At 64.8% G+C, this 20,297-nt stretch carries 15 protein-coding genes and 1 CRISPR repeat array (1 of these 16 only partly in view); of the genes, 11 read left to right on the top strand and 4 right to left on the bottom strand.

Going from position 1 to position 20,297, the window contains the following annotated elements; genetic code table 11:
- Positions 1–74 precede the first annotated feature (74 nt).
- On the bottom strand, positions 75–458 hold the full coding sequence (locus ACCQ10_RS01145) for a YkgJ family cysteine cluster protein (RefSeq protein WP_039406853.1): 384 nt from the start codon (positions 456–458) through the stop codon (positions 75–77).
- Between the two features lie 278 nt (positions 459–736).
- Between ACCQ10_RS01145 and oleC the strand changes: the two genes are divergently transcribed.
- The 3 genes from oleC to ACCQ10_RS01160 all read left to right on the top strand — a co-directional run bounded on the left by oleC (position 737) and on the right by ACCQ10_RS01160 (position 3,713).
- Positions 737–2,404, top strand: a complete 1,668-nt coding sequence (gene oleC / locus ACCQ10_RS01150; RefSeq protein WP_372361928.1) for an olefin beta-lactone synthetase — start codon at positions 737–739, stop codon at positions 2,402–2,404.
- Between the two features lie 75 nt (positions 2,405–2,479).
- Complete coding sequence (gene oleD, locus ACCQ10_RS01155) at positions 2,480–3,490, top strand: 2-alkyl-3-oxoalkanoate reductase (protein WP_372361929.1); 1,011 nt, start codon at positions 2,480–2,482, stop codon at positions 3,488–3,490.
- A gap of 64 nt (positions 3,491–3,554) precedes the next feature.
- Positions 3,555–3,713, top strand: coding sequence for a DUF1328 domain-containing protein (locus ACCQ10_RS01160; RefSeq protein WP_003468167.1), 159 nt, complete (start codon positions 3,555–3,557; stop codon positions 3,711–3,713).
- Between the two features lie 113 nt (positions 3,714–3,826).
- Here ACCQ10_RS01160 and ACCQ10_RS01165 read toward each other — a convergent pair whose 3' ends face one another.
- On the bottom strand, positions 3,827–4,309 hold the full coding sequence (locus tag ACCQ10_RS01165; protein ID WP_372361930.1) for a GNAT family N-acetyltransferase: 483 nt from the start codon (positions 4,307–4,309) through the stop codon (positions 3,827–3,829).
- Positions 4,306–5,412, bottom strand: coding sequence for a D-alanine--D-alanine ligase (gene ddlA, locus ACCQ10_RS01170; protein WP_372361931.1), 1,107 nt, complete (start codon positions 5,410–5,412; stop codon positions 4,306–4,308). Before ddlA ends, ACCQ10_RS01165 begins: the two co-directional genes overlap by 4 nt.
- A gap of 342 nt (positions 5,413–5,754) precedes the next feature.
- Between ddlA and ACCQ10_RS01175 the strand changes: the two genes are divergently transcribed.
- The 4 genes from ACCQ10_RS01175 (at position 5,755) to ACCQ10_RS01190 (ending at position 9,648) form a co-directional block, all read left to right on the top strand.
- Positions 5,755–6,399 (top strand): ubiquinone biosynthesis accessory factor UbiJ, encoded by a 645-nt coding sequence (locus ACCQ10_RS01175; RefSeq protein WP_372361932.1) that lies wholly within the window; start codon positions 5,755–5,757, stop codon positions 6,397–6,399.
- The gene (gene ubiB / locus ACCQ10_RS01180; RefSeq protein WP_372361933.1) at positions 6,396–8,069 is read left to right on the top strand and encodes a ubiquinone biosynthesis regulatory protein kinase UbiB; all 1,674 of its coding nucleotides are present in this window, start codon (positions 6,396–6,398) and stop codon (positions 8,067–8,069) included. The genes ACCQ10_RS01175 and ubiB overlap by 4 nt, the downstream gene beginning before the upstream one ends.
- A gap of 104 nt (positions 8,070–8,173) precedes the next feature.
- Entirely contained in the window at positions 8,174–8,764 is a 591-nt protein-coding gene (locus ACCQ10_RS01185) for an O-methyltransferase (protein WP_228313289.1), read from the top strand.
- 86 nt (positions 8,765–8,850) lie between these two features.
- Positions 8,851–9,648, top strand: a complete 798-nt coding sequence (locus tag ACCQ10_RS01190) for a pseudouridine synthase (RefSeq protein WP_372361934.1) — start codon at positions 8,851–8,853, stop codon at positions 9,646–9,648.
- A 404-nt stretch (positions 9,649–10,052) separates the two neighbouring features.
- Here the strand turns inward: ACCQ10_RS01190 and ACCQ10_RS01195 are convergent, their stop codons facing one another.
- On the bottom strand, positions 10,053–10,631 hold the full coding sequence (locus ACCQ10_RS01195; protein ID WP_372361935.1) for a DUF2059 domain-containing protein: 579 nt from the start codon (positions 10,629–10,631) through the stop codon (positions 10,053–10,055).
- A 55-nt stretch (positions 10,632–10,686) separates the two neighbouring features.
- Here ACCQ10_RS01195 and arfB point away from each other — a divergent pair, with 55 nt between their 5' ends.
- The 4 genes from arfB to dcp all read left to right on the top strand — a co-directional run bounded on the left by arfB (position 10,687) and on the right by dcp (position 15,834).
- Entirely contained in the window at positions 10,687–11,118 is a 432-nt protein-coding gene (arfB, locus tag ACCQ10_RS01200; RefSeq protein ID WP_047694425.1) for an alternative ribosome rescue aminoacyl-tRNA hydrolase ArfB, read from the top strand.
- A gap of 2 nt (positions 11,119–11,120) precedes the next feature.
- A complete protein-coding gene (locus ACCQ10_RS01205; protein WP_039406796.1) occupies positions 11,121–11,750 on the top strand; it encodes a lysophosphatidylcholine acyltransferase in 630 nt (209 codons plus the stop codon).
- Between the two features lie 604 nt (positions 11,751–12,354).
- Positions 12,355–13,365, top strand: coding sequence for an isoaspartyl peptidase/L-asparaginase family protein (locus ACCQ10_RS01210; RefSeq protein WP_372361936.1), 1,011 nt, complete (start codon positions 12,355–12,357; stop codon positions 13,363–13,365).
- A 300-nt stretch (positions 13,366–13,665) separates the two neighbouring features.
- Entirely contained in the window at positions 13,666–15,834 is a 2,169-nt protein-coding gene (gene dcp / locus ACCQ10_RS01215; RefSeq protein WP_372361937.1) for a peptidyl-dipeptidase Dcp, read from the top strand.
- 267 nt (positions 15,835–16,101) lie between these two features.
- A CRISPR array of direct repeats spans positions 16,102–20,297; the repeat unit is 28 nt; unit sequence TTTCTGAGCTGCCTACGCGGCAGTGAAC; it runs 1,412 nt beyond the window's last position.

Below are 20,297 nucleotides of genomic sequence, written 5' to 3' on the forward strand. Positions count from 1 at the left end.
AGGCGATGCAGCGGACCGGTGGTGCAGGCGATGCGTCGGCCGTCTTCAGGGATGCACTGCGTGCGTGCTGCGCGTTACAGCGTCGGCAACGGGTTGCGTTGTGCATCGTCCACGCCAGCCCAGTCGGCCTCGGTCAACGCATGCAGGCCATGCGCCAGGCGCGATTTATCGCACTGCGCACTGCGCTGCCCGAATTCCAGCGAGGCCGGAACGGCGGCGCAGGACGACGGGCGCCGGTCGTGGATGCTGCAACGGCTGTACCGGCCGATGTCGGCGTCCAGGGCGATGCAGCGTGGTTGCGATTGCGAGGTGCCGCGCATCACCCGCTCGTGCGTGCGCAATGCGTCGGTCAGTTCGATCGGCACCCTGCCGCCCAACGCGGGATCGGCTTCGCTCCAGTGGAAACTGACGCGGAAAAAGGCGCAGCAGGCGCCGCAGGTAAGGCAGGGGTGTGCCATGGAAGCCGGGCCTGGCGCGGCGAAATCGCGTGGGGAGCGCGGCATTCTGACCGAACCACGCCGCGATACAAGTGGCACGGCCGCGCGCGGGTTAGCGGTTCATCTGCGTAGTTCGAACTGGCACGTGTGTGCGCAACGCGGAGCGGCTCGCGCGAACGCTGCGCCCAGGTGACGCGCAGTCACCTTGGCAGGCGCAGCCGCGCTGTGGGCACGCCCCAGCGTAGCGACGTGCGCGATCAAGCGGCCGGCACCGTCGGCGCATGGGTGATAATGCGGCGATGACGACTCTTTGCAATATCGCCGCTACCTTGCCGCAGCTGGCGCTCGCGCGCCCCGACCAGATCGCCATCCGTTGCCCGGGCCGCCGTGCCGCCAACGGATTTGCCGCCTACGATGTGACCTTGAGCTATGCCGAGCTGGACACGCGCAGCGATGCGATCGCCGCTGGCCTGGCCTTGCATGGCATCGGCCGTGGCGTGCGTGCGGTAGTGATGGTGCGGCCGTCGCCGGAGTTCTTCCTGCTGATGTTTGCGTTGTTCAAGGCCGGCGCGGTGCCGGTGCTGGTGGATCCGGGCATCGACAAGCGTGCGCTCAAGCAATGCCTGGACGAAGCGCAGCCGCAGGCATTTATCGGCATTCCGCTTGCGCAGCTGGCGCGCCGTCTGTTGCGGTGGGCGCGCTCAGCGGAACGGATCGTCAGCGTCGGCGGCCGTTACGGTTGGGGTGGGGTGACATTGGCGCGCGTGGAGCGCGATGGCGCCGGCGCCGGAAGTCAGCTGGCCGACACTGCGCCGGACGATGTGGCCGCGATCCTGTTCACCAGCGGCTCGACCGGCGTGCCCAAGGGCGTGGTGTACCGGCACCGGCATTTTGTCGGGCAGATCGAATTGCTGCGCAATGCGTTCGGCATGCAGCCCGGCGGTGTGGATCTGCCGACGTTTCCGCCGTTCGCCCTGTTCGACCCGGCCCTGGGGCTGACCTCGGTGATTCCGGACATGGACCCGACGCGCCCGGCCACCGCCGATCCGCGCAAGTTGCACGATGCCATTGCGCGCTTCGGTGTCACCCAGTTGTTCGGCTCGCCTGCGCTGATGCGCGTGTTGGCCGACTATGGCCAGCCGCTGCCCAACGTACGCCTGGCCACCTCGGCCGGTGCACCGGTGCCGCCGGATGTGGTGGCCAGGATCCGTGCGCTGCTACCAGCCGATGCGCAGTTCTGGACCCCGTACGGCGCCACCGAATGCCTGCCGGTGGCCGCGATCGAAGGACGTACGCTGGATGCCACACGCGCGGCCACCGAGGCCGGCGCCGGCACCTGCGTGGGCCAGGTGGTCGCACCCAACGAGGTGCGCATCATCGCCATCGACGATGCGGCCATTGCCGAGTGGAGTGGTGCGCGCGTGCTGGCCACGGGCGAGGTCGGCGAAATCACTGTCGCCGGCCCCACCACCACCGACACCTATTTCAATCGCGATGCGGCCACACGCATCGCCAAGATCCGCGAGCGCCGCCGTGATGGCAGCGAGCGCATCGTGCACCGCATGGGCGATGTCGGCTATTTCGATGCCGACGGCCGCTTGTGGTTCTGCGGGCGCAAGACCCACCGCGTGGAAACGGCCACCGGCCCGCTGTACACCGAACAGGTGGAGCCGGTCTTCAACGTACATCCGCAGGTGCGGCGGACCGCGTTGGTCGGTGTGGGCACACCCGGGCAACAACAGCCCGTGTTGTGCGTGGAATTGCAGCCGGGCGTACCGGCGTCGGCATTTGCGCAGGTGCAAACCGATTTGCGCGCGCTGGGCGCGGCGCACCCGCATACTGCGGGCATCGCGCGTTTCCTGCGCCATTCCGGCTTTCCGGTGGACATCCGCCACAACGCCAAGATCGGCCGCGAAACGTTGGCAGTCTGGGCGGCGCAGCAGCGTGCGTCATCGGCTGCTGCGTGACACCGCTGCGTCGGCGTGTAGCGCCACGCGCGCGGGTAGTCGTTCTTCTTTACGTTCTTGCAATGGAGGTGGTGCGTGCGGATTCTGGTGACCGGTGGTGGCGGTTTTCTCGGTCAGGCCTTGTGCCGCGGGTTGCGTGCGCGTGGGCACGAAGTGGTGAGCTTCCAGCGCGGCGATTACCCCGTGCTGCAGACGCTGGGCGTGGGCCAGATCCGCGGCGACCTGGCCGACCCGCAGGCGGTGCGGCATGCCTTCGCCGGCATCGATGCGGTGTTCCATAACGCCGCCAAGGCCGGCGCGTGGGGGAGCTACGACAGCTATCACCAGGCCAACGTGGTGGGCACGCAGAACGTGCTCGATGCCTGTCGCGCCAACGGCGTACCGCGTCTGATCTACACCTCCACACCCAGCGTGACCCATCGCGCCACCAATCCGGTGGAAGGGCTCGGCGCCGACGAAGTGCCGTATGGCGAAGACCTGCGTGCCGCATATGCGGCGACCAAGGCGATTGCCGAGCGTGCGGTGCTGGCGGCCAACGATGCGCAACTGGCAACCGTCGCCTTGCGTCCGCGGCTGATCTGGGGGCCGGGCGACAATCACTTGCTGCCGCGCCTGGCAGCGCGCGCACGCGCCGGCCGCCTGCGCATGGTCGGCGATGGCAGCAACCTGGTGGACAGCACGTACATCGACAACGCTGCACAGGCGCATTTCGATGCGTTCGACCACCTTGCAGCAGGCGCTGCCTGCGCAGGCAAGGCGTACTTCATTTCCAATGGCGAACCCTTGCCGATGCGCGAGTTGCTCAATCGCCTGCTGGCGGCGGTCGGTGCACCGGCAGTGACGCGCTCGCTGTCGTTCAAGACCGCGTACCGGATCGGCGCGGTGTGTGAAACGCTGTGGCCGCTGTTGCGTCTGCCAGGCGAGGTGCCGTTGACGCGCTTTCTGGTGGAGCAGCTGTGCACGCCGCACTGGTACAGCATGGAACCGGCGCGCCGCGATTTCGGCTATGTGCCGCGCATCAGCATCGAAGAAGGGCTCAATCGGCTGCGATCCTCATCTTCCAACGACATCGCCGTCACCCGATAAAGACCGGCACATCCACAAGATACGTCTGCGCCGATTCGGCACGACAACTTTTGGAACCATTGCCATGCTGCATTACGCCATCATCTTCTTCGTCATCGCCATCATCGCTGCCGTCCTGGGCTTCAGTGGTATCGCCGGTGCGGCGACCAACATCGCCTGGATCCTGTTCGTGGTGTTCCTGATCCTGGCAGTGATCTCGATGTTCCGTCGCGGCAAGGTATAACGCCTAAACGCGATACGTCACGGCAGCGGCGCTGCCGATCGGCGCTCACATGGCCCGCTTCCGCAAGGAGGCGGGCCATGTGCGTTTTGGGTTGCGCGATGCAGTGCGCTGCATTACAGCCGCTTTTCCAGGTAGCGCACCTGTTTGCCGCTGGCCAGTACCGTCTCGCCGATCGACACGAACCCCAGCTGCTCATGCAGTGCCAGCGAGGCCGGATTGGGCGGCTCGATATTCACCTCGCACACCACTCGCAGGTGCGCTGCGGCGCGCGCCCTGCGGATGAGGTCGCCATACAGCTGCATGGCAAGGCCGCGCCGCCGCGCATGTGCGGCGATCACGATGCGGTCGACATAAACGAAGCGCGCAAAGCGCTCGGCCAGCCACGCGAAGTTGGCGTTGGCATAGGCGGCATCCTGATCCAGCGCAATCAACAGGCCATCGGCCGGCGCAACGACGCGCGCATGCCAGGCTCTGCGCAATAGCGCAGTCAGCCCGTCGGCATCGAGCAACGACAACTCGGTGGCATGTGCATTGTTGAGCGCAAGCAAGGCCGGTGCGTCGCACGGTTGTATCGCGCGCAGGGGAGCGGCGGTCATGGGTGCGTGGGTAGCGCGCTGCGCAGCAACTGGTCGTCGGCATGCCGCTGCAATGCCAGGTCGATCAATTGCGTGATCAGGCTTGTGTAGTCCAGTCCACTTGCCTGCCAGAGTTTGGGATACATGCTGATGCGGGTGAATCCGGGCAGCGTGTTGACCTCGTTGATCACGATGCGCCCGTCCGCGTCCAGAAAGACATCCACCCGTGCCATGCCGGCACAGTCCAGTGCCTGATAGGCCTGCACGGCGACCTGCTGGATGTGCTGTTGCGTCCGTGCGTCGATCGTGGCGGGGATCACGATGTCGGCGCCATGGGCGCTGATGTATTTGGTCTGGTACGAATAGAACGCGTCGTGCACCACCACCTCGCCGCAGACACTGGCTTGCGGGGTGGCATTGCCGAGCACGGCGCATTCGATTTCGCGTCCGGCAATGGCCGCTTCCACCAGCACCTTGTGGTCGTATGCCAACGCCAGGGCAAGCGCGTCGGCGAAGTCCGCTGCGCTGCGCACCCGGCTGACGCCGACCGAAGAACCCTGGTTGGCCGGTTTGACGAACAACGGCAGCCCGAACCGCGCGATCAGCGCATCCACATCGGCGTGCGCGGCTGTGTGGCGGTTGAAGCACACGAACGGCGCCACCTCCAGGCCGGCATCGCGCAGCACGCGCTTGGCCATGTCCTTGTCCATTGCCAGCGCCGAGCCCAGCACGCCGGAGCCGACGAAGGGCAGGTTGGCCATGCGCAACAATCCCTGCAGCGAGCCGTCTTCGCCCAGGGTGCCGTGCACGATCGGAAACACCACATCGATCTGCGCCAGCGCCTGCTCCGACTCCACCGGGCGCAGCTGCGCCTGCTCGGCGCCGGGCAGCACCGCCACTGCGTGACCGCTGCGGTGCAAGGCGATCCGGCTCGGATCGTCTGCATCGCGCAGAAAGCCGTCCTGCGCGCTCAGATGCCATTGGCCCTGCTTGTCGATGCCGATCAGCACCGGCTCGAAGCGCTGCGGGTCCAGCGCCTCCAGGACGTTGCGCGCCGACTGCAGCGAGACCTCGTGCTCGGCCGATTTGCCGCCGAAGATGAGACCGACCCGGATCTTGCGCATTGCCTGCTCCTGCCAACTGTTCGAGAAGGGCGCCAGCATGCCCGTGACCGGCCGGCCGAAGGAAGTCGGCAGATCGCGTGCGGCCGGCAAATCCGCACGGACGCCGCACTGCTCACCGCAGGGCGCGATGGTCGCAATGGGCCGCCCGCCCAGCGCAGCGAGTGCAGCCTACCCACGCGCCGCCGCACAGCGCCGGCAGGCCAGGCCCTCCAGGCAGCGACCGCTGCATCGATCGCTCCACCGCCAAGCAAGCGCATGCCATGGACGCCGCGGCAGCCTTAGGTGTGCAGCGTCCCATCATCGTCAGCCAGCTGCGACATGCAGGGACGGTAGAATGCGGCCATGCCCGGATCACTCTTCAATTCCCTCAAGCCGCTCGCCGGCCAGGCCCTGCAGGCCGCGCTCAATCGCGCGCTGGCGCTGGACCCGGATACCCGCGACGCCCTGTTGCCGCTGGAAGGCCAGCGCATTGCGCTGACCCTGGACGCGCCCGCGTTGGCCCTGCAGATCCGCGTGCACGAGCGCCGGTTGCTGGTCGGCCCGGTCGACCCGGCGCAGGAGCCGGATCTGGCGGTGCGCAGCAGCCTGGCCGGCTTGCTCGGGCAACTGCCGCTGCTGGCCAAGGCACGGCGCAGCGGCCCGCCGGCCGGCCGGCTCAAGGTCTCAGGCGATGCCGAACTGGCGCGTCAGCTGCAGCAGCTGGCCGGCCGCTTCGACCCGGATTGGCAGTTACCGTTCGTGGCGGTGTTCGGCGACATCCTGGGCGTGCAGATTGCCGGTGCGGTGCGTGCAGCGCTTCAGCAGGCACGGCGCAGTGCAGTGGATCTGGCGCAGAGCGCGGCCGAATTCGTCACTGAAGAATCGCGCGATGTAGTGCCACGTGCCGAGCTCGAAGCCTTCCACGACGACGTGGACGAGCTGCGCGACGATGTGGAACGGCTGGCCGCACGCGTGAGCCGCCTGCGCACGAACGGAGGCGCGGTATGAAGGCGATCCTGCGGGCAAGCCGCATCGGCCGGGTGATCCTGCGCTACCGCCTGGACGCCTTGCTGGAAGGCACCCCGGCCGAGCGCTGGCTGCGCCTGGCAAAGCCCTTCGTGCCGCGTGCCAGCGCCGAAATCGCCGCGCAATCGCGTGGCGCGCGGCTGCGCCTGGCGTTGCAGGAACTGGGGCCGATCTTCGTCAAGTTCGGGCAGATTCTCTCCACCCGGCGCGATCTGATTCCGGCCGACGTGGCCGAAGAACTCACCCTGCTGCAGGACCGGGTCAAACCGTTCGATGGCGAGGCCGCACGCCTGATCGTGGAAGGCGCGCTCGGCCTGCCGGTCAGTGTGGCGTTCGCCTCCTTCGACACCGTGCCGCTGGCCTCGGCCTCGATCGCGCAGGTGCATGCGGCCACCTTGCCGCCGGATGCCAATGGCGTGCGCCGCGCCGTGGTGGTAAAGGTGCTGCGCCCGGACATCGAGCGCCAGATCGATGCCGACATCGCGCTGCTGCATTCGCTGGCTACGCTGGTCGAACGCACCCACCCGCGCGCCGACAAGATCCGTCCGCGCGAGGTGGTGGCCGAGATCGAGGGCACCTTGTCGGCCGAACTCGACCTGCAGCGCGAAGGCGCCAATGCCAGCGTGCTGCGCCGGTTCTGGGAAGGCTCGGACGATCTGTACGTGCCGGAAGTGATCTGGTCGCATACCGCCGAACGCGCGCTCACGCTGGAGCGCGTGTACGGCATTCCCTCCGATGACATCGTCAAGCTCGATGCCGCCGGCATCGACCGCAAGGCGCTCGCGGCCAAGGGCGTGCGCGTGTTCTACACGCAGGTGTTCCGCGACAACTTCTTCCACGCCGATGCGCACGCCGGCAACATCTGGGTCGATTCGGACCCGGAGCGCCGCCTCAACCCACGCTTCATCGCGCTGGATTTCGGCATCATGGGCCAGCTCTCGCAGGAAGATCAGTACTACCTGGCCGAGAACTTCATGGCGATCTTCCACAAGGATTACCGCCGCATGGCCGAGTTGCATGTGGAGGCGGGCTGGATGCCGTCGAACGTGCGCATCGACGAACTGGAAGCGGCCGCGCGCTCGGTGTGCGAGCCGTATTTCACCCGGCCGTTGTCGGAAATCTCGCTGGCGCAGGTGCTGATCAAACTGTTCCGCGTGGCGCAGCGCTACGAGCTGACCCTGCAGCCGCAATTGATCCTGCTGCAAAAGACGCTGCTCAATATCGAAGGCGTGGGCCGGCAACTCGATCCCAAGCTGGACATCTGGGCAGTGGCGCGGCCGGTGCTGGAGCGCATCCTGCGCGAGCGCTACAGCCCGCGCCGGGTGCTGGGTGAGTTGAGCAAGCGCCTGCCGGAAATCATGACGCACGCACCGGACATGCCGCGCCTGGTACATAGCTGGTTGAAGCAGCAGGTGGAAGGGCGGCATCAACTGGAGATCCGCTCGGCCGAGCTGCGCGCGCTGGATGCGAGCCTGCGCAAGCTGCAGACCCGCGTGGTCACCGCCATCACCGGCAGCGGGCTGCTGGTGGTCGCCGCGGTGCTGTACGGCCTGCACCCGGATGGCTGGTACCTGGGCACGGTGCCGGTGTGGAGCTGGATCAGCGGCGGCGCCGGCTCGGCCGCCCTGCTGGTGGCGTGGCTGCGCCGTTAGGCAAGAGGCTGCGCCAGGGCGCTCATCCGTCGGCGGTGCGGTGGTGGTGTGCCAGGTGTGCGGCGGTCTTGCCGCCACATCGGCAGCGGGCAAGGAGTAAGGGCGTGGCGAGCGATCTGCAGGCATTGAAGGACGAGCTGGCGCGCTTTGGCAGCGCCAACGACGCGCGCGAGTCCGCGCGCGACCGGCGCATGCTCAACATCACTCCGGACACCGGTGCCTTGCTGGCCGTGCTGGTGCGTGCCACCGGCGCGCGCCGCGTTCTCGAAATCGGTACCTCCAACGGCTATTCGACGGTGTGGCTGGCCGAGGCGGCTGCGGCGATCGGTGGGCATGTCACCACCGTGGAGCTTGCCGCCGACAAGGTGGCCCTGGCGCAGGCCACGCTCGCACGCAGTGGCTTGGCGGCGTCGGTGGATGTGGTGCACGGCGACGGCGGCGCGTGGCTGACGCAGGCAGCCAGCGCCAGCGTCGATCTGGTCTTCCTGGATTCGGCGCGCGACGCGTATGTGCGCTGGTGGCCGGCACTGCGCCGCGTGCTGCGCCATGGTGGCCTGCTGGTGGTCGACAATGCGCTGTCGCATGCCGACGAACTGGCGCCGTTCACCGCGCTGCTGGCTGCCGATCCGGCGATCACCTGCAGCGTGGTGCCGGTGGGAAACGGCGAATTGCTGGCGGTGTGCGGCGCGGCCTGAGCACACACCGCTGGCCTGCTAGGCCTCACGCCTGGAGGTGCGCGACTGGCGCGCGCCACACGCTCCACCGGTGCCGGATGCGGTCAATGGCGGCGCGGCGTGGCACTGCGATGGCATGCCGCGGCCACGGCGCGGATAATCCGCCGGTGAGCACATCCCCCAAGCATCTGCAGATTCTCTACCAGGACCCTGTCCTGGCCGTCGTCGACAAACCCGCGGGCCTGATGGTCCACGACAGCAAGCTGGCGCGTGGGGAGGACGACTTCCTGGCCGACCGCCTGCGCGAGCAGTTGGGCAAGCCGATCTTTCTGGTGCACCGGCTCGATCGCGCCACCAGCGGCTGCCTGCTGCTGGCATTCGACCGCGACAGCGCCAGTGCGCTGGGCAAGGCCCTGATGGCGGGCGAGGTGGATAAAACTTATCTGACCGTCTGCCGCGGCTGGCCGGCCGAGGAGCGCTTCATCGTCGATCACGATCTGGATGGCGGCCCCGGCAAACCGGTCAAGAAGCCGGCGGTGACGCATTTCCAGCGTCTGGCCACCGGCGAGCTGGAGATCCCGTCCACCGGTTTCACCACCTCACGCTATGCGTTGTTGCGCTGCCAGCCGCAGACCGGCCGGTTCCGGCAGATCCGCCGGCACATGAAGCACCTGTCGCATCACATGATCGGCGACACCAGCCATGGCGATGGTCGGCACAACCGCAGCTTCCGCATGCTCGGCATCCACCGCATGTTGCTGCACGCCGAACGGCTTGAATTTCCGCATCCGGCCGACGGCAGGCGCATCAGCATCACCGCGCCGCTGGATGCGGAATTCACCAAGGCGTGTGCGTTGTTCGGCTGGGACGTGGCGCAAATGCAGGCGATGCCACTCGCACAGTGATGCGGGGGTGCCCAGCGGTCTGTCGATGCCGCAGTGGCGACCGGCAACGCGTCCGGGGAGCCGTGCCCTCACCCCAACCCCTCTCCCGCAGGGAGAGGGACTTTGCATGCGTACCATGTTGTTTCTCGCGGCAGCGTCTCACTCGTGTGAGCAAATGCTTCCTTCTCCCACCGGGAGAAGGTGCCCCGCAGGGGCGGATGAGGGTACGGGCGAAGCCTCGCGCAGTTGAACAACGCTAGGGCTTCGCCCCGTACCCTCACCCCAACCCCCGCTGCGCGCCCCGGGCCGCGCTAGCAGCGCGGGCGCTCCAAGGCACGCGCACGCTGCCTTCTCGCCCCGCACGGAGAGGGGGCGAGAGCTGGGCTCTTACGAATCCCCAATCCCCACTCCCGAATGCCCGCCCCTCAGGGCCTCTTCGCCGGCACCGGCTCGTTGACGATCTTCTCCAGATCCTTCTGCAGATCGGCAAACAGCGGCAGCATCTTCTGCTGGATGGCGCCCATCAGGTTCTGGGTCAGGGCCGGGGTCTTGTCGAGCAGGCTCTGGCCGGCCGAGCTCTCGTAGAACTCGGCCATCGCCAGCACGTCCTCGCGCGAGAACGAGCGCTTGTAGATGTCCACATACATCGGGCGCAGCTCCGACCACGACAGGGCTTTGCGCACGGTCTGGCGGGTGCGCTCCTGGATGCGTTGCAGCTGCGCCTGCTGGTCGCCGCTGAGCTGGCGCTGCGCGGTGAGTTGAGCGAACTGCTGCTGCTGCATCGCTTCGATCTGCGGCAGCATGGTGTCCAGCATGGTCTGCGCGCGCGAGGCGGCCAGCAGACGGTTGACGTCGGCATCGCTGGGCGCCTGTGCCAGCGCGGCAGGGGCCGCCACGGCCAGGAGGCCGAGCAGCAGCAGCCGGCGGGCAAGGCCGCGTGCGGCAGCAAGCGAAAAGGAAGGTGTCATCGGAGCATCCTGCAAGCGGGGAACCGGCGGCAGCATACGGGAAGCCGGCGTTCGCGCGCGCGTCCACGCTGCTGCCGATACAATCGGCGCAATGGCCAGCGACCCGATCCAGATCACCCCCAGCCTGACGATTCCGCCCAGCGAACTCGTCGAACGCTTCGTGCGCGCCAGCGGAGCGGGCGGGCAGAACGTCAACAAGGTGTCCACTGCGGTGGAGCTGCGGTTCGACGTGGCCGGGTCGCCCTCGCTGCCCGAGCCGTTGCGGGCGCGGCTGCTGTCACGGCGCGACCGCCGCATGACCGCCGAGGGCGTGCTGGTGATCGATGCGCAGCGCTTCCGCACCCAGGACCGCAACCGCGACGATGCGCGCGAGCGGCTGGCCGAGATCATCAGCGCGTGCCTGTCGGTGCCCAAGCGCCGGGTCGCCACCAAACCGAGTCACGGTGCCAAGCTGCGGCGGCTGGATGCCAAGCGTGAGCGCAGTCAGATCAAGCGTGGACGCTCTGCGTCCCACTGGGAGTAAGCGTGAGTCAACCCGACCCGTCGTTGCCACCGGTAACACAGGCCAACATCCTGCTGCAGCCATCCCCGCCCAGAATGCCGCGTGCGCACGGCCGTTTCGGCCGCTGGCTGGGCCGTACCGCCCTGCGCCTGACCGGCTGGCGCCTGCTCGGGCGGCTGCCCGACGAGCCCAAGCTGGTGATGATCGTGGCGCCGCACTCGTCCAACTGGGACGGCTTCCTGGGCTTTGCCGCCAAGTTCGCGCTCGGCTTCGAGGTGCGCGTGCTGGGCAAGGCGCAGCTGTTCTGGTGGCCGCTTGGCCCGCTGCTGCGCAAGCTCGGCGGCATCCCGCTGGACCGCAGCTCGCCGCAGGGCACCATCGGCCAGGCGGTGCGGCTGATCCGCAATTCCGAACAGATGTGGTACGTGATCACCCCCGAAGGCACGCGCAAGCGCGTGGAACACTGGAAGGCCGGTTTCTGGAAGATCGCCTCCGATGCCAAGGTGCCGATCCTGCCGGTGTACTTCGATTACCCCAGCAAGACCGTGGGCATCGGCGAGCCGTTCTGGACCGGCAACGACATGGCCGCCGACATCGCCGCGATTCGCACCTGGTACCGGCCGTGGCGCGGCAAGCATCGCGATACGTTGTAGCTAGCGTGGTGTGCATGTGCCGGTGTGCCTTGCCCAGAGGTGCTGGACCAGACATAAGAGCAGCGGACAAGTGAGGGCTCTTGTATGAGGCCGCTTCTTCCTTCGTGACTCAATGGCGCTACCTACCCAGACAAAAGGCCGAGGGTTCAAACGCGTAATGGGGGACAGATTGTTCGAAGTTCTGGAATCCGTGCGGGATGAGGCATCGTTCGTGCGCTTTGCTGAGCTCCTGGCGGCCGATCGTCGTTCGGCAGATTCTCTTGCAGTGACTGTCGATGGGTTTCGGGGAGAATGGGCTAATCAGTCAATTGCCGACTTTCTGGAGGCAGCGTCCGCGTGGGCGACCAGCTCATCTTTCGGCGAGCTGCCTGGACCCAAGCCAAGCAATCCTTGGCACGCGTTTGCTCTATTTCTATGGGCTGGGCGCGGTTATGAGTAACGCAGCTAATGCTTCATTCAAGCCGACAGCGTTTCGTGTTGCTGCCTTACCCAGGGCGTATTCGATAGGGCAGGGAAGCGTGCATGAGACGAGACTGGCTTGCTCATGGCACCTTGCGCAGTGCCAGTGTCGCCATTCACTGCCATGAAGGTTTGAGGAAACACCATGATCGCTTCGTCCACCCGCGCGTTATTGCTGTCCTTGCTGCTGTGTACCGGCCCGACGCTCGCAGCCACGCCGATGCTGGTCATCCACGGCGGCGCGGGCGTAGAGAAATCCAGCCTCTCACCCGACGAACAAACCCAGGCCCGTGAGGCAATGCAGCACGCGCTGCGCGCCGGGCATGCGGTGTTGAATGGTGGCGGCAGCGCGGTGGATGCGGTGGCCGCCACCATCACCGTGCTGGAGGATGCGCCGCAGTTCAATGCCGGTCGCGGTGCGGTGTTCACCCACGACGGCAAGAACGAACTGGATGCGGCGATTATGGACGGGGCCAGCGGCAAGGCCGGTGCGATCGCCGGCGTGCACACGGTCAAGAATCCGATCCAGCTGGCGCGCAGCGTCATGGACCGCTCCAGGCACGTGATGCTGGTCGGCGAGGGCGCCGAACAGTTCGCGCGCGAGGAGGGCATCACCCTGGTGGACCCGAGCTACTTCCGCACCGACAAGCGCTGGCAGCAACTGCAAAAAGCGCTCAAGGCCGAAGCCGGCGACCGCCAGGCCCAGGCCGCGCTGGATCTGGAAACGGCCAAGCACTTCGGCACCGTCGGCGCGCTGGCGCTGGATCGCGACGGCCATCTGGCCGCCGGCACCTCCACCGGCGGGATGACCAACAAACGCTATGGCCGCGTGGGCGATGCGCCCATCATCGGCGCCGGCACCTATGCCAACAGCCAATGCGCGGTGTCGGGTACCGGCTGGGGCGAGTTCTACATCCGCGCCGTGGCCGCCTACGACATCTGCGCACGCATGAAATACGCCGGCCAGTCGTTGCAACAGGCGGCCGAGACGGTGATCGATCAGCAGATCCCCGCCGCCGGTGGCGACGGCGGCGCCATTGCGCTGGACGCGCAGGGCAACGTAGCGTTTCCGTTCAATACCGAAGGCATGTACCGCGGTTGGATCGGCGCCGACGGCACCCCGCATGTGGCGATCTTCAAGGACGAGACGCTTTGAGGGAGCACCGCGCGCCGGCACGGTGCGTTGGCTGTCCTGCAGCGCTACCACCGTCGGAACGGTACCGATGGCCAGCTTTCGCTCCTGTCGCCGCATACCACCGCCGCTTGCCTGGCTCGCCGCCTCGTCCTTCTCCCGCACGCGGGAGAAGGTGCCCGAAGGGCGGATGAGGGCCACGCACCCTCGGCCGCCTCTGTCCGCACATCGCCATTCATCGATCCCCCAGCCAACGGCACATGCCGGCGCCGCCCAAACCCGCTAGCGTGGCCGGCTGCACTACCCACTCAGGAATCACACGCCATGTCGCGTACCGTCGTTCTGGCCGCTGCCATCACCCTGGCGCTGGCCGCTTGTTCTGGAAAAGAGCCATCCGGTAAGGAGTCCACCACCGTGCCCGAGAAGACCGCCACCGCCCCGGCTGCGGACGCTGCACCGAACCCGTTGCTGACCGCCAGCACGCTGCCGTTCCAGGCGCCGCCATTCGACAAGATCAAGGACAGCGATTATCTGCCGGCCTTCGAAGAAGGCATGCGCCTGCATCTGGCCGAGGTGCGCAAGATTGCCGACAACAGCGAGCCGCCCACCTTCGACAACACCATCGAAGCACTGGAGCGCAGCGGCGAGACGCTGACGCGCGTGTCGCGCATCTTCTTCGGGTTGGTGCAGGCTGATACCAGCGATGCGCGCCAGAAGATCCAGGAAGAGATCGCGCCCAAGCTGGCCGCACACGAAGACGAGATCAATCTCGATCCCAAGCTGTTTGCGCGCGTCAAGACCATCTACGACCAACGCGACACGCTGAACCTGGATCCGGAACAAAAGCGCCTGGTCGAGCGCGACTACGAAAACCTGGTACGCGCCGGTGCGCAGCTCTCGGATGCCGACAAGGACAGCCTGCGCAAGCTCAACGTGGAAGAAACCACGCTCTCCACGCAATTCCATACCCGCCTGGTGGCCGCCTCGGCCGCCGCTGCGGTGGTGGTGGACGACAAGGCCAAGCTCGATGGCCTGAGCGAAGGCGACATTGCCGCCGCCGCCGAAGCGGCCAAGGCGCGCAAGCTCGATGGCAAGTATCTGCTCGCCCTGCAGAACACCACCCAGCAACCGGTGCTGGCGTCGCTGAAGAATCGCGAGCTGCGTGCGGAGGTGTTGAAGGCGTCCGAAACGCGTGCGGAAAAGGGCGATGCCAACGACACCCGCCAGACCATCCAGCGCCTGGCGCAGTTGCGCGCGCAAAAGGCCAAGCTGCTCGGGTTCGACAGCTATGCGGCCTACAGTCTTGGCGACCAGATGGCCAAGACCCCGGCCGCCGCGCTGAAATTGCTGACCGACACCGTGCCCGCTGCCACCGCCAAGGCGCGGCGCGAAGTGGGCGAGATGCAGAAGGTGATCGATTCTCAGAAGGGCGGCTTCAAGCTCGCCGCCTCCGATTGGGACTTCTACGCCGAGCAGGTGCGCAAGGCCAAGTACGACCTGGACGAGTCGCAGATCAAGCCGTACTTCGAACTGGACAATGTGCTGCAGAACGGCGTGTTTTATGCCGCCACGCAGTTGTACGGCATCACCTTCAAGCAGCGCACCGATATCCCGACCTACCACGCCGACATGAAGGTGTATGAAGTCTTCGATGCCGATGGCACCTCGATGGCGCTGTTCTACACCGACTACTTCAAGCGCGACAGCAAGTCCGGTGGCGCATGGATGGACGTGCTGGTCGAACAGGACGGCCTCACCGGCGCCAAGCCGGTGGTCTACAACGTGTGCAACTTCACCAAGCCGGCCGCGGGCCAGCCGGCCTTGTTGAGCTTCGACGATGTGACCACGCTGTTCCACGAGTTCGGCCACGCACTGCATGGCATGTTCTCCAAGGTGAAGTACCCCTCGATCGCCGGCACCAGCACCTCGCGCGATTTTGTGGAATTCCCCTCGCAGTTCAACGAACACTGGGCCTCGGATCCGGCCGTCTTCGCCAACTACGCCAAGCACTACCAGACCGGTGCGGCGATGCCGGCCGAGCTGGTGGAGAAGATCAAGAAAGCCAAGACCTTCAACAGCGGCTATGCCACCACCGAGTACCTGTCGGCTGCGCTGCTGGATCTGGCCTGGCATACCCAGCCGGCCGATGCGCCGCTGCAGGACGTGAGCAAGTTCGAGGCCGATGCGCTCAAGCGCTTCAAGGTGGACCTGGCCGAAGTGCCGCCGCGTTACCGCAGCACGTACTTCGACCACATCTGGGGCGGCGGTTATTCGGCCGGTTACTACGCCTACTTCTGGTCGGAAGTGCTCGATGACGATGCGTTCGAATGGTTCAAGGAAAACGGTGGCCTGACCCGCAAGAACGGCGACACCTTCCGCGCCAAGATCCTTTCGCGCGGCAATACCGTCGATCTGGCCACGCTGTACCGCGATTTCCGCGGCAAGGATCCCAGCGTCAAGGCGCTGCTGGAAAACCGTGGCTTGACCGAGTGATCTTCCAGAAGCAATAGCCGAGCAGTCACGACGGGGTAGCCGATCGGCTCCCCGTTTTGCTGATGGAGTCGACTATTGATTCGTCTGCATCGCTAGGTTCACTGTCTGCATAGCTACGCTCCTTATGTTGGCTGGTCAATGTCCGATTTGCCTTTTTGCATGGAATGCACTGCTTAACTACGGCAATCTGCAACGCCCACCAATTCGGCTCTCAAGCTATCTGCACAGAGTGAAATACGATTCATCGAACAATGCCTGCGGGGCAGATTTCTGGGCTACCTGCACGGCAGTGAGCCTGCCCCACCCGCGCCCGCTGCTGTACCGGTTTTCTGAGCTGCCCACACGGCAGTGGACGTGGTCGGTCAGGTCGGCGGCTGCGCGGTGATTTTTGAGCTGCCTGCCCGGCAGTGAACAACGAACAATCCAGCAATTCCGGACAGTTGCATTTCTGAGCTGCCTACGCGGCAGTGAACGTTCATGTCACGGGCTACCGCTGCCGGCTGGGTTTCTGAGCTGCCTACGCGGCAGTGAACGCTGCAGTGGTCCAGTGCTATCGAAGTTCATTTTTCTGAGCTGCCTACGCGGCAGTGAACGAGATCGACATCGAGTCGTTGCAGGGCTTCATTTTCTGAGCTGCCTACGCGGCAGTGAACGTCGGGCCAGCTCGGCAGATCCGGGTGATAGATTTCTGAGCTGCCTACGCGGCAGTGAACAGGCAGGGCGCCTACAAGATACTGCAGGATATTTTCTGAGCTGCCTACGCGGCAGTGAACTTGACCGCCGGCAGCGACATGACGCACTGCGATTTCTGAGCTGCCTACGCGGCAGTGAACAGGCCCTCCCCAGGGACTCGTTTGCCCCTTCATTTCTGAGCTGCCTACGCGGCAGTGAACGGCCACGTCTTTGACCTGGGCGTGTTCGCTGATTTCTGAGCTGCCTACGCGGCAGTGAACCCACTGGCATCCGGGGCACGGCATCGGCCACTTTTCTGAGCTGCCTACGCGGCAGTGAACTCAAAGACAACTACATCAACAGCTCCGCCTATTTTCTGAGCTGCCTACGCGGCAGTGAACCAATCGCGGAAGCAAGACCGGAAACCATGCACTTTCTGAGCTGCCTACGCGGCAGTGAACCCTCCCAGCTTACCGGCAGGCGGGCACCTTTATTTCTGAGCTGCCTACGCGGCAGTGAACCGCACGTTCTTGCCAGCGGCGATCATCGTCTTTTTCTGAGCTGCCTACGCGGCAGTGAACAGGCCGCTATCGCCGTAGACGGGCGCCCTATTTTTCTGAGCTGCCTACGCGGCAGTGAACCCCTGGACGCGCCGCTCATGAACACTGGTGCATTTCTGAGCTGCCTACGCGGCAGTGAACCTTGGCAGCCGATCGAGACTGCGCCGAAAAATTTTCTGAGCTGCCTACGCGGCAGTGAACATCCGGCTGGTCCATCCAGAGGATCGACTGATTTTCTGAGCTGCCTACGCGGCAGTGAACACTGCAACGGCGCCGGTGCGAGCGTTGACGCTTTTCTGAGCTGCCTACGCGGCAGTGAACTTACAGCATCGCCTTTTTCAATTTCATTTCCATTTCTGAGCTGCCTACGCGGCAGTGAACCCCTACCATGGACGCTTAGCGGCCTGGTCATATTTCTGAGCTGCCTACGCGGCAGTGAACGTGGCAGGAGCGCAAGAACGGACAGGGTCTGATTTCTGAGCTGCCTACGCGGCAGTGAACGCGAACATGAGATTGGACACGCTGCAACGTTTTTTCTGAGCTGCCTACGCGGCAGTGAACGTGCTACATGTCGCCTCTCCGGCGAGGGTGCATTTCTGAGCTGCCTACGCGGCAGTGAACTTGGCGTGCGATACGCGATTCGATCCCGCAAATTTCTGAGCTGCCTACGCGGCAGTGAACCCATCCGGCTAGCGTGCGGGTGGCCGGTGAGTTTTCTGAGCTGCCTACGCGGCAGTGAACTTCGGTTTGCTGTGTGCTGGGGTGATGCTCTTTTTCTGAGCTGCCTACGCGGCAGTGAACAACCTCTACAACCCTGCGACGCTTCCGACGATTTTCTGAGCTGCCTACGCGGCAGTGAACAATCGTGACCATGCGAGGTCGCCCCGGCATCTTTTCTGAGCTGCCTACGCGGCAGTGAACAAAAACGCGTCTTGGCCTCGGCCAATATCTGTTTTCTGAGCTGCCTACGCGGCAGTGAACCTCCTGGAGTATGCCAAGGCGCGCATCATGCATTTCTGAGCTGCCTACGCGGCAGTGAACACGACCACATCGGCGCACACGTCGTACGACAGTTTCTGAGCTGCCTACGCGGCAGTGAACGCGGGATCGCGATACAGGTCGTAGACCGTGTTTTTCTGAGCTGCCTACGCGGCAGTGAACATAATCGGGCTGTTGGCGTACTGTCGCATGATTTTCTGAGCTGCCTACGCGGCAGTGAACAAGAGCGCCGCGCGGCGTCAGTCAACATTGGCTTTCTGAGCTGCCTACGCGGCAGTGAACGAAGTTGTTTCCCGGCACTTGCTGAATCTGCATTTCTGAGCTGCCTACGCGGCAGTGAACTTGCGTTCTTGCCACTTCCGAGTCTTGAGCCATTTCTGAGCTGCCTACGCGGCAGTGAACGCTCAACCCTCGCCGCATCGTTGTTCGCAAACTTTCTGAGCTGCCTACGCGGCAGTGAACTGAGCAAGCCTCGCATGCGTGTCCGACACAACTTTCTGAGCTGCCTACGCGGCAGTGAACAGGAACACCGAACGAAAATGGGCAATCAGCCGTTTCTGAGCTGCCTACGCGGCAGTGAACCGATCAGCCAGCACCGACATAAACGAGTCCTTTTTCTGAGCTGCCTACGCGGCAGTGAACAAAACGTTGGCAGTGGTGTGGACGCCGGCGATTTTCTGAGCTGCCTACGCGGCAGTGAACTCTGACTTTTCGTCTTCGGAGGCACTCCCATCTTTCTGAGCTGCCTACGCGGCAGTGAACGGCATCGACCTGACCGCTTGCCAGCTTCTGGATTTCTGAGCTGCCTACGCGGCAGTGAACCCATCCTTCGCCGCTGCCGGCTGGGGGTGGGTTTTCTGAGCTGCCTACGCGGCAGTGAACGGGTGGCGAGTGCTTTGCGCAGCGCAATCAGTTTTCTGAGCTGCCTACGCGGCAGTGAACTGAGTTTTTCCCGACGTGTGGCAGTGGGCCGATTTCTGAGCTGCCTACGCGGCAGTGAACGTCGAATGCTGCAGCGCTGAGCTTCTGGCTGGTTTCTGAGCTGCCTACGCGGCAGTGAACGCGAGCGCTTCCCCGGCCCTTGCGCGCTGGCTTTTCTGAGCTGCCTACGCGGCAGTGAACAATTCCGCATCGTCAACGTCGCAGAGTTCTACTTTCTGAGCTGCCTACGCGGCAGTGAACGCTTTGCGGCTGGGATCATGGCGCTATTCATCTTTCTGAGCTGCCTACGCGGCAGTGAACCAGTTTCGCTCCAGCGAGGCCATGACCTCATCTTTCTGAGCTGCCTACGCGGCAGTGAACAGGTTCCAACTGCGCGGCCGCCGGCGGGAGATTTTCTGAGCTGCCTACGCGGCAGTGAACTCAGGGCATGGCAACGCGGATGCGCTCTTCTTTTTCTGAGCTGCCTACGCGGCAGTGAACGGCGTGTTGACCTTGTTGGCTGAATCAATCCATTTCTGAGCTGCCTACGCGGCAGTGAACTGGCCGTGGGCAGCGTGCAGATCGAGGTCATGTTTCTGAGCTGCCTACGCGGCAGTGAACGATGTGCGCGTGTGCGCGTCCACCGGTTACAATTTCTGAGCTGCCTACGCGGCAGTGAACTTCACCGCCTGCAACACGGCGGCTTGCCATGCTTTCTGAGCTGCCTACGCGGCAGTGAACCGAACCAGTCCGGGAGGCGGACTAGTTCAGATTTTCTGAGCTGCCTACGCGGCAGTGAACCTGTCGCTGCAAAACCAGCGCCAGCACTTGCCTTTCTGAGCTGCCTACGCGGCAGTGAACATAATCCAGCGTGGCGGCGGAGACGGCGGACATTTCTGAGCTGCCTACGCGGCAGTGAACAAATCGGTCGCGGTGCACGGCTACCACATCCATTTCTGAGCTGCCTACGCGGCAGTGAACTACGCGGTCTACAAGGCCTATCGGATCTACAATTTCTGAGCTGCCTACGCGGCAGTGAACCTGGCACAGGAGGCCGGCCTGCTGCTCATCCGTTTCTGAGCTGCCTACGCGGCAGTGAACGCTGACGCAGGCAGAGCGTGGGGATCGCTACTTTTCTGAGCTGCCTACGCGGCAGTGAACGCTCGGCCGTACGCCGCACACCGTGCGCGTCTTTTCTGAGCTGCCTACGCGGCAGTGAACAGCAGCAGCGGGTGGTCCGATTCGGCCGCAGCTTTCTGAGCTGCCTACGCGGCAGTGAACATTCCTGGCTTGGTGTATGGAGTACTCGGA

This window comes from Xanthomonas sp. NCPPB 1325 (assembly GCF_041477645.2).
Lineage (GTDB): Bacteria > Pseudomonadota > Gammaproteobacteria > Xanthomonadales > Xanthomonadaceae > Xanthomonas > Xanthomonas cannabis.

Excerpts from the sequence above, each read along its gene's own strand:
- ACCQ10_RS01190 (WP_372361934.1), top strand. The coding sequence starts at position 8,851 with ATGGCGGCGCGGCGTGGCACTGCGATGGCATGCCGCGGCCACGGCGCG.
- ACCQ10_RS01145 (WP_039406853.1), bottom strand. The coding sequence starts at position 458 with ATGGCACACCCCTGCCTTACCTGCGGCGCCTGCTGCGCCTTTTTCCGC.
- ACCQ10_RS01165 (WP_372361930.1), bottom strand. The coding sequence starts at position 4,309 with ATGACCGCCGCTCCCCTGCGCGCGATACAACCGTGCGACGCACCGGCC.
- ubiB (WP_372361933.1), top strand. The coding sequence starts at position 6,396 with ATGAAGGCGATCCTGCGGGCAAGCCGCATCGGCCGGGTGATCCTGCGC.
- arfB (WP_047694425.1), top strand. The coding sequence starts at position 10,687 with ATGGCCAGCGACCCGATCCAGATCACCCCCAGCCTGACGATTCCGCCC.
- ACCQ10_RS01210 (WP_372361936.1), top strand. The coding sequence starts at position 12,355 with ATGATCGCTTCGTCCACCCGCGCGTTATTGCTGTCCTTGCTGCTGTGT.
- oleC (WP_372361928.1), top strand. The coding sequence starts at position 737 with ATGACGACTCTTTGCAATATCGCCGCTACCTTGCCGCAGCTGGCGCTC.
- ACCQ10_RS01175 (WP_372361932.1), top strand. The coding sequence starts at position 5,755 with ATGCCCGGATCACTCTTCAATTCCCTCAAGCCGCTCGCCGGCCAGGCC.
- ACCQ10_RS01195 (WP_372361935.1), bottom strand. The coding sequence starts at position 10,631 with ATGCTGCCGCCGGTTCCCCGCTTGCAGGATGCTCCGATGACACCTTCC.
- ACCQ10_RS01160 (WP_003468167.1), top strand. The coding sequence starts at position 3,555 with ATGCTGCATTACGCCATCATCTTCTTCGTCATCGCCATCATCGCTGCC.
- dcp (WP_372361937.1), top strand. The coding sequence starts at position 13,666 with ATGTCGCGTACCGTCGTTCTGGCCGCTGCCATCACCCTGGCGCTGGCC.
- ddlA (WP_372361931.1), bottom strand. The coding sequence starts at position 5,412 with ATGCGCAAGATCCGGGTCGGTCTCATCTTCGGCGGCAAATCGGCCGAG.